Raw genomic sequence first — 8061 nt, forward strand, 5'->3', positions numbered from 1 at the left:
GCGGACAGCCGGCGGGGGTTTTCCATTTCCAGGCCAAGCCTCCCGCCGCACCGCAGGCACAGCACGGAGGCAGCCATGCAGACCACAGGCGCTCGCTACATCGTCCAATTCCTGGAAAGCCGGGGCGTGAAAACCGTCGCGGGCATCCCCGGCGGCTCCATCCTGCCGCTCTACGACGCCCTGGCCCAGCGCGGAACCATCCGCCACGTGCTGGCCCGCCACGAGCAGGGCGCGGCCTTCATGGCCCAGGGCATGGCCCGTCTCACGGGGCGACCGGGCGTCTGCCTGGCCACCTCCGGGCCGGGGGCCACCAACCTGGTCACGGCCATCGCCGACGCCCGGCGCGACGGCGTGCCCCTGGTGTGCGTCACCGGCCAGGTGCCCCTCGGCCAGATCGGCACCGAGGCCTTCCAGGAGGTGGACATCGTGGCCGTGGCCGGTCCCCTGACCAAGTACGCCCGCATGGTCCGTTCGGCCCAGGAGTTGCCCGAGGCGCGGGAAGAGGCCTTCGAGGCCGCCGTGAGCGGACGTCCCGGCCCCGTGCTCCTGGACGTTCCCAAGGACGTGCAGACCGGGCGCTTCACGCCTCCGGCCCTGTCGCTGATCCCGGGCGAGCCGCAGGGCAGGCCCGCGCCGTCGCGCTGGGACGTGTCGCGCGCGGCGGCCCTCGTCAACGCCGCACGCCGCCCGGTGCTCCTCCTCGGCGGGGGCGCATCGCGCGGGCGCGCCCCCGAGCTGGCGCGGCGCCTGGCCGAGAAAGCCGCGCTCCCCGTGACCATGACCCTCACCGGCCTGGGCGCGCTCCCCGACGCCCATCCCCTCTGCCTGGGCATGCACGGCATGCACGGCCACGCGCGCGCCAACCGCGCCCTGGACGCCTGCGACCTCCTGCTGGCCGTGGGCAGCCGCTTCGACGACCGGGCCACCGGCAGGCCCGAGACCTTCTGCCCCGGCGCGCGCATCGTCCATGTGAACGTGGACCCTTCGGAGTTTGGCCGGATCAAACGCACCGAGGTTGCCGTGGAGTCCGACGCGGCGCATTTCCTGGAGTCCCTGCTGCCCTTGGGGGAACGCCGCGCGCGCGGCGCCTGGCTGGCCGAGGTGGAGAACCTGGACGACGCCCCGATGCCGCGCCTGCCCGAAGCCCGGCGCGACGAGGCGCGTCCGCCCCGCGAGGCCAGGGCACTGGTGGCCCGGGTGGCGGGGCGCCTGCGCGACGACGCCGTGGTGGTCACCGACGTGGGCCAGCACCAGATGGTGGTGGCCCAGGACTTCCCCTTCCGCAGTCCCGGCCGTTTCCTGACCTCGGGAGGCCTTGGCGTGATGGGCTTCGGGCTCCCGGCGGCCATCGGCGCGGCCCTGGCCGAACCGGGCGCGCAGGTGGTCTGCTTCTCTGGCGACGGCAGCTTCAAGATGAACGTGCAGGAACTGGCAACCCTGGCCGAGACCGGGGCCAACGTGAAGGTGGTGGTGTTGGACAACCGCAGCCTGGGGCTGGTCTCCCAGCAGCAGCGGCTGTTCTACGGCGGCCGCCGGACGGCCTCGCGCTTCGAGGGCGGCACGGATTTCGCGGCCCTGGCCCGCGCCTTCGGCATCGAAGGCGTTTCCCTGGATGCCGAAGGGGACTGGAGCCGCGCCCTGGACGAGGCCCTGTCCCGTCCCGGCCCGGCCCTGGTGCACGCGCGCGTGGACGCCGAGGCCATGGTGTTTCCCATGGTGCCTCCCGGGGCCTCCAACCGTGAGATGCTCACGGAGCGCCCGGATCTGGCCGAAGAGGACGGACGCGTCGAACAGGCGGTTTCGGCCTGACGCAGGCATGGTGGATGCGTGCCGCAAGCCCCTGTCTCCGGCCGGGGCGGCGGCTGTCCGGCACGGTCTGATGGCGCATGACGACGCGGGCGGGGGGGGGCGTGTCCGCGCGTCCACCGGGGCCGCGAGGGCGCGGCTTGGCGAACCGGGGCCGGGCGTGTAGTGAACGCCCATGCATCGCCAAGCTTTCCTCGAACGCATGGAGGGCTACGGTCGGCCGGATCTGGACGCCGTGACGGGCCGCCTCCTGGAGTTGGCAGGCTGCCGCCCCGCCAAGGGGACGCGCGTGCTCGTGAAACCCAACCTGGTGGCCCCGGCCTACACGGGGCTGGCCTGCACCGACCCCGCCGTGGTGCGCGCCGTCTGCCGCTACCTGGTCGACTGCGGGGCGCGCGTCACCGTGGGCGACTCCCCGGCCTTCGGCACCGCGCGCATCGTGGCCAGGGCCTGCGGCCTGGACAAGGCGCTGCAGGGCCTGGGCGCGCCGGTGGTCAACTTCTCCCGTGCCCGGCCCGTGGCGCTCACTCTGGGAGGGCGGGTGATGGCCGCCTCCCAGGCCTTGGACGCGGAGCTCATCGTCAACGTGCCACGCTTCAAGGTGCACGACCAGATGCTGCTCACCCTGGCTGTGAAGAACTTCTTCGGCGCGGTGACGGGGTTCCGCAAGTCCCTGGCGCACCAGACGCACGGAGAGAAGGGCAACCGCTTCGAGAGCATGCTCCTGGACGTGTGCCTGGCCATGCCGCCCTCGGTGAGCCTTGTCGACGGCGTGACGGCCATGCACGTGCGCGGCCCGGCCAAGGGCGAGCCCTTCCAACTGGGCCTCCTGGGCGCGGCGGCCGATCCCGTGGCCCTGGACCAGACGCTCCACGCCGTGCTGGGGCTGCCCCCGGACGCCACGCCCCTGGGGCGCGAGGCGGGCAGGCGCGGCCTGCTGGCGGACGTGGAAACCCCGCTGAGGAACCCCGGGGAGTTCGACGCGCGCGGCTTCGTTCTCCCCGGGAAACTGGCCCCCGTGGCCTTCGACGCCGGACGCTTCGTGCGCGGCAGGCTCAGGAGCCTGTGGCTGCGCCTGACGTGCGGTCGTTCCGGGAGGGCCTCGTGACGGGGCTTTCGCGTGAGCGTCACGTGGTGGCGGGCCGGGTGCAGGGCGTGGGATTCCGGCCCTTCGTCTACCGGCTGGCCCTGGAGTCGGGCGTGACGGGCTTCGTGCGCAACGCCCCCGAGGGTGTGGTCATCGAGGTTCAGGGGACGCCCGAGGCCCTCCAATCCTTCGCAGGTCGCTTCCGCGAGACCCTGCCGCCCCTGGCCCTGGTGGTGGAGCACTCCCGCGCGGGCGTGCCCCCCGTGGAGGGCGAGGAGGGCTTCTCCATCCTGAAAAGCGCCGCCGGGACCGGCCATCACGTGCTCGTGAGCCCTGACATCGCCACCTGCCCGGACTGCCTGGCCGACATGGCCGATCCTGCAGGACGCCGCCGCGACTATCCCTTCACCAACTGCACCAACTGCGGCCCGCGCTACACCATCACCAGAAGCCTCCCCTACGACCGCTCCGTGACCTCCATGGCCTGCTTTCCCCTCTGCGAGGCCTGCCGCGCCGAATACGAAGACCCCCTGGACCGGCGCTTCCACGCCCAGCCCAACGCCTGTCCGGCCTGCGGCCCGCGCCTCTGGCTGGCCGACCGCAAGGGGCGCGCCCTGGCCCAGGGCGGCAAGGCCGTGGACAAGGCGGCCAAGGAACTGGCCCGGGGGGCCGTCCTGGCCCTCAAGGGGCTGGGAGGCTTCCATCTGGCGGCCGACGCCTTCGACCATCAGGCCGTGGCCGAACTGCGCCGACGCAAGCGCAGGCCGAGCAAGCCCCTGGCCGTGATGGTGGCCGATCTGGACGCCCTGCGCGCCCTGGCCGATCCCACGTCGGAGGAGGCGGCGATGCTCCTTGGGCGCGAGCGGCCCATCGTGCTGGTGCGCCTGAGGCCGGGCACGGGGCTCTCGCCGCTGGTCTCGCCCGACACCATGGACCTGGGCGTCATGCTGCCTTACACGCCCCTGCACCACGTGCTCCTGGCGCGCCTTGGGGAGCTGCGCGGCGCGCCAGCCGCCCTGGTGATGACCAGCGGCAACGCCAGCTCCGAGCCCCTCTGCCTGGGCAACCGCGAGGCCCTTGCCCGCCTGGGCGGCATCGCGGACCGCTTCCTGCTGCACGACCGCGACATCCTCGTGCGCACCGACGACTCCGTGGTCCGCTACCTGAAACCCCAAGGCGGGGAGCCCAGGCTCCAGTTCCTGCGCCGGGCCAGGGGCTGGACGCCCAGCCCGGTCTTCCTGGCCTCCAAGGGGCCGAGCGTCCTGGGCGTGGGGCCGGAACTCAAGAACACCGTGTGCGTCACCAAGGACGACCAGGCCTTCCTGAGCCAGCATGTGGGCGACATGGGCAACCTGGAGACGTCCTGTTTCCACAGGGAGGTCATCGACCACCTGTGCGGCATGCTCCAGGTCCGCCCCGAGCTGGTGGTGGCGGACAAACACCCGGACTACCTTTCCTCGCGCTGGGCATTGGAGGAAAGCGGGCTGCCCGCGGCGCGCCTGCAGCACCACTTTGCCCACGTCTTCGCGGCAATGGCCTCCAACCGCCTGGACGAGCCCGTGCTGGGCCTTGCCCTGGACGGCTCGGGCCTGGGCGACGACGGCACGATCTGGGGCGGGGAATTCCTCTTCGTGGACCCGCGCGACCTGACCATGCGCCGCGCGGGGCACTTCGCGCCCATGCGCCTGCCTGGAGGCGAAGCGGCCATCCGCGAGCCGTGGCGCATGGCCGTGGCCTGCCTCCAGGCCGTGGGGCGCGATCCGCTTGCCCTGGGGCTGCCCTGGATCGAGGGGCGAGCACAGGCCGCGTCGCTGGTGTGCGCCATGCTCGAGAAGGGCGTCAACAGTCCCGTGACCACCAGCTGCGGCAGGCTCTTCGACGCGGTGAGCGCCCTGGCCGGGCTGTGCGACCGTGCGGAATACGAAGGCCAGGCGGCCATACGCCTGGAAGCCGCCGCGCCGGGCCTCCCTGAGGGGAGCGCCGAGGGCTACGCATGCCCCTTCCAGGGGGGAGACCCGGGCGTTCTGGACACCCTGGCCCTGTTCGACCAGGCCGTGCGGGATATCCTGGCGGGGGCCGCGGCGGGGCAGGTCTCCCGCCGCTTCCATCTCGGTCTGTGCGCGGGTTTGGCTGAAGGGGCATGGCGTCTGTGCAAAAAACTCGGAACTCGACGCATTGTCTTGAGCGGTGGAGTCTTTCTCAATGCCACTTTGTCCACACTGCTACCGAAGTTGCTTGACGCGAAGGGTCTGATAGTGGATATGCATTATCAAGAGCCGCCCGGGGACGGTTGCATATCCCTCGGCCAAGCGCTTTTCGGCAAGTGGGTTCTCGAGGGGCGTGGAGGAGGCGTGTCCGGGTGATGCCGCATGGGAATCGGATGTCCGATTGGCTTGTTTCTTCGAATGTGCGTTTGAGTGATTGCCGATTTGTGTCATAATTGCTCTGAGTGGGCAAAAATGACTGATTGTGTGGAAAGAAACCGGATGGTTGCGTGTTTTTCGCGGGGCGAACGGAGGGAAACCCTACTTTTCTGCTTGCCTCTTGTTGTTTGTTATATATAGATAAGAGTACGCCGTGTGGCAATGGCTCACGCGGCAGGCGGGCGGTCCGCCGCCTGAGGGCGCTGATCGGGGGGCGAGCCCGTTCGACGCGCGGGGCCTTCGGGTCCTCAGGCGGGCTATGAGTAAGAGAAGCAGTCTGTTTCCGCCTCGGTGATGGCCAGGTGGACGCATCCAGCGGATAGAATCGATTTGATCAAAACGGAGCGCGCCGGGAACCAGCCGGGCGCCACGAGGTAACCATGTACAATGCATTCGACGAGGCCTTGGAGCGCATCAAACGGGCGACGGGCGCCCGCACGCAGGTTGATCTGGCCGCCATTCTGGGCATCCGCCAGTCAAGCATTTCCGACGCGAAAAGGCGTCAGTCCATCCCTGCGGACTGGCTGCTCAAGCTGTATCGCAGCCATGGCCTCAATCCCGACTGGGTTTCCAACGGCGACCAGCCCCAGGTGCTGCGCGAGGGCATGGCCCTCCCTGTGGGCGTGATGGAGCCCGGCGCCGGCTACAACGCCGACAAGCCCAAGTCGCGCACGGTGACCGTGAGTTCCATGACGGGCGTCATCGCCGAGGACGGCTCTTTCCAGGAGCGTCCGGTGGAGATGATCTCCATCCCCGAGCCCTTCGTTTGCCCCGGCCTCACGGTGCTCAAGATGGAGCACCAGAACATGGACCCCCTGCTGCGTCGCGGCGCCTACCTGGGCCTGGGCAAGGAGCAGCGCCAGCTGCGCTCCGGCGAGATCTTCGCGGTGGCCGTGCCCAACGAGGGGCTTGTGATCCGCCGTCTCTTCAACGATTTCGAGAACAACAGGGTCATTCTTCGCAGCGAGAACCCTTCCTACAAGGAAGAATATATTTCGGCTACCGCCCTGGCCGGCAATATCGTGGGGCGCGTCTGCTGGGTGCTCCAGGAACTCTAGACCCTGACGCCTGAAGCTGGTTTCCGGCTTCAGGATGTGACCATTCGTACGGTTTGGCGAACAGGCTGCCGGTGTGTTTCCGGTAGTCTGTTCGCATTTTTACGTATAGGGTTGCTGGGTGTCTTTCGCATGGCTTCGAGGGCGTTCGGCATCTTTGGCAAGACATCCAATGGCATGTGCTTGCTTTTCGGGCTAGCCGATGGTAATATTCTCCTTGGTAATAATCTGTATAGACAACGCCAAGGAGTCTGGTTGATGCCTCTGTGTTCGCACCGCGCCGATACGGGCCAAAAAAGCCGCAAAGGAAGCAAATCCGAGTTCGATCTGGGTTTCGATCGCATCCGGGAAGCCCTCGGCTTCAAATCCCAGGTTCGTCTGGCCGAGATGCTGGGCATCTGCCAGTCGAGCATCTCCGACGCGAGTCGGCGCGGGGTCATCCCCGGCGAATGGGCGCTCAAGCTCTACCAGAAGCACAAGCTGAACCCTCTTTGGGTTTACGACGGGCTTCCGCCCGTGTTCCTGGGGCAAGCGGCCAGGGGCGCGTCCGACACGGCCTTTTCTGGCTCCGCGTCGTTTCTGCTGAACTATCCCGATCGGTCGCTGGTCTATTTCCAGATGCGGGACGCCTCGATGGCCCCGACCATTCCCAAGGACTCCTTCGTGGGTCTCGACACGCGCGAGCGGGGCGAGATGACTGAAGGCCTTTACGGGGTGGACCTGCCCCTGGAGGGGCGCACCGTGCGCGCCGTGCGGTTCGTTCCCGGTCAGGAGGGCGTGGAGCTGCATGCCGAAGACGGCCGTGTGCCCCCCCAGCGCCTCCCTCTTCAGGAAGTGCGCAAGCGTCTGGTGGGACACGTCGTCTGGGTGATGTTCAGCACCTAGAGCCTCGCTCCAAGCCCCGGGCCGGACGGCCCGCGCGGCTCTCCCGCGCCGTCCTGGCATGCTTCGCATGGCCCGGTGCTGCTCCTGGCGTTTGCGACGCGCGTTCGCCCAGGGTGGTCGGCGTTACGACTTCGCAGGCCCTCCCGGCGGTTCACGGTTTGCTTCGGGCGTCCTTGGCAGGCAGGCGCGCCGGACGCGACAACCGGACTGATTTCCGCTAGAATGCCTTCCCGTCTTGCAAGGGAGGATTCATGCCGGACTCCAAGACCACCGTTCCGTCCGTGACCCGCTCCAAGGGAGAGCGCAAGCTTGTGGTGATCACCGCCTACGACGCGGGCCAGGCCGCCCTGGCCGAGGCCGCCGGAGCGGACATCCTGTTGGTGGGCGATTCCCTGGCCATGGTGGTGCTCGGGCATCCCGACACCCTGAGCGTGACCATGGACGAGATGCTCCACCACGTGAAAGCCGTGTCGCGCGGGGCCTCCAAGGCCCTTGTGGTGGCGGACATGCCCTTCATGTCCTACCAGGCCGACGTGGCCGAGGCCGTGCGCAACGCCGGGCGCATGCTCAAGGAAGGCAGGGCCCAGGCAGTGAAAGTGGAAGGCGGAGCGGAGATAGCCCCCCAGGTGCGCGCCATGACGGCTTCGGGCATCCCCGTGGTGGGGCACCTGGGGCTTACCCCCCAGCACGTGGCGGCTTTTGGGGGGTTCCGCGTGCAGGCCCGCTCGGCGTCCGACGCCCGCAGGCTCCTGGACGACGCCCTGGCCGTGGCCCGGGCGGGAGCGTTCGCCCTCGTGCTGGAGTG

The 8061-nt window shown here is 69.1% G+C and carries 6 protein-coding genes; all 6 read left to right on the forward strand.

All coding sequences use genetic code 11. From position 1 onward, the window contains the following. The first annotated feature begins 75 nt into the window (after positions 1-75). Positions 76-1809, forward strand: a complete 1734-nt coding sequence (gene ilvB / locus ACV4UX_RS15535; RefSeq protein ID WP_491594192.1) for a biosynthetic-type acetolactate synthase large subunit — start codon at positions 76-78, stop codon at positions 1807-1809. Between the two features lie 172 nt (positions 1810-1981). Continuing rightward, positions 1982-2914 (forward strand): DUF362 domain-containing protein, encoded by a 933-nt coding sequence (locus ACV4UX_RS15540; protein WP_491594193.1) that lies wholly within the window; start codon positions 1982-1984, stop codon positions 2912-2914. Next, the gene (gene hypF, locus ACV4UX_RS15545) at positions 2911-5256 is read left to right on the forward strand and encodes a carbamoyltransferase HypF (protein ID WP_491594194.1); all 2346 of its coding nucleotides are present in this window, start codon (positions 2911-2913) and stop codon (positions 5254-5256) included. Before ACV4UX_RS15540 ends, hypF begins: the two co-directional genes overlap by 4 nt. Positions 5257-5696: 440 nt before the next feature. Further along, positions 5697-6374, forward strand: coding sequence for a LexA family transcriptional regulator (locus ACV4UX_RS15550; RefSeq protein WP_491594195.1), 678 nt, complete (start codon positions 5697-5699; stop codon positions 6372-6374). A 255-nt stretch (positions 6375-6629) separates the two neighbouring features. Then, a complete protein-coding gene (locus tag ACV4UX_RS15555; RefSeq protein ID WP_491594196.1) occupies positions 6630-7256 on the forward strand; it encodes a helix-turn-helix domain-containing protein in 627 nt (208 codons plus the stop codon). A gap of 251 nt (positions 7257-7507) precedes the next feature. After that, positions 7508-8061 (forward strand): 3-methyl-2-oxobutanoate hydroxymethyltransferase (panB, locus tag ACV4UX_RS15560; RefSeq protein ID WP_491594197.1); only part of this gene is annotated, 554 nt, incomplete at its 3' end.

The organism is Fundidesulfovibrio sp. (assembly GCF_058402725.1).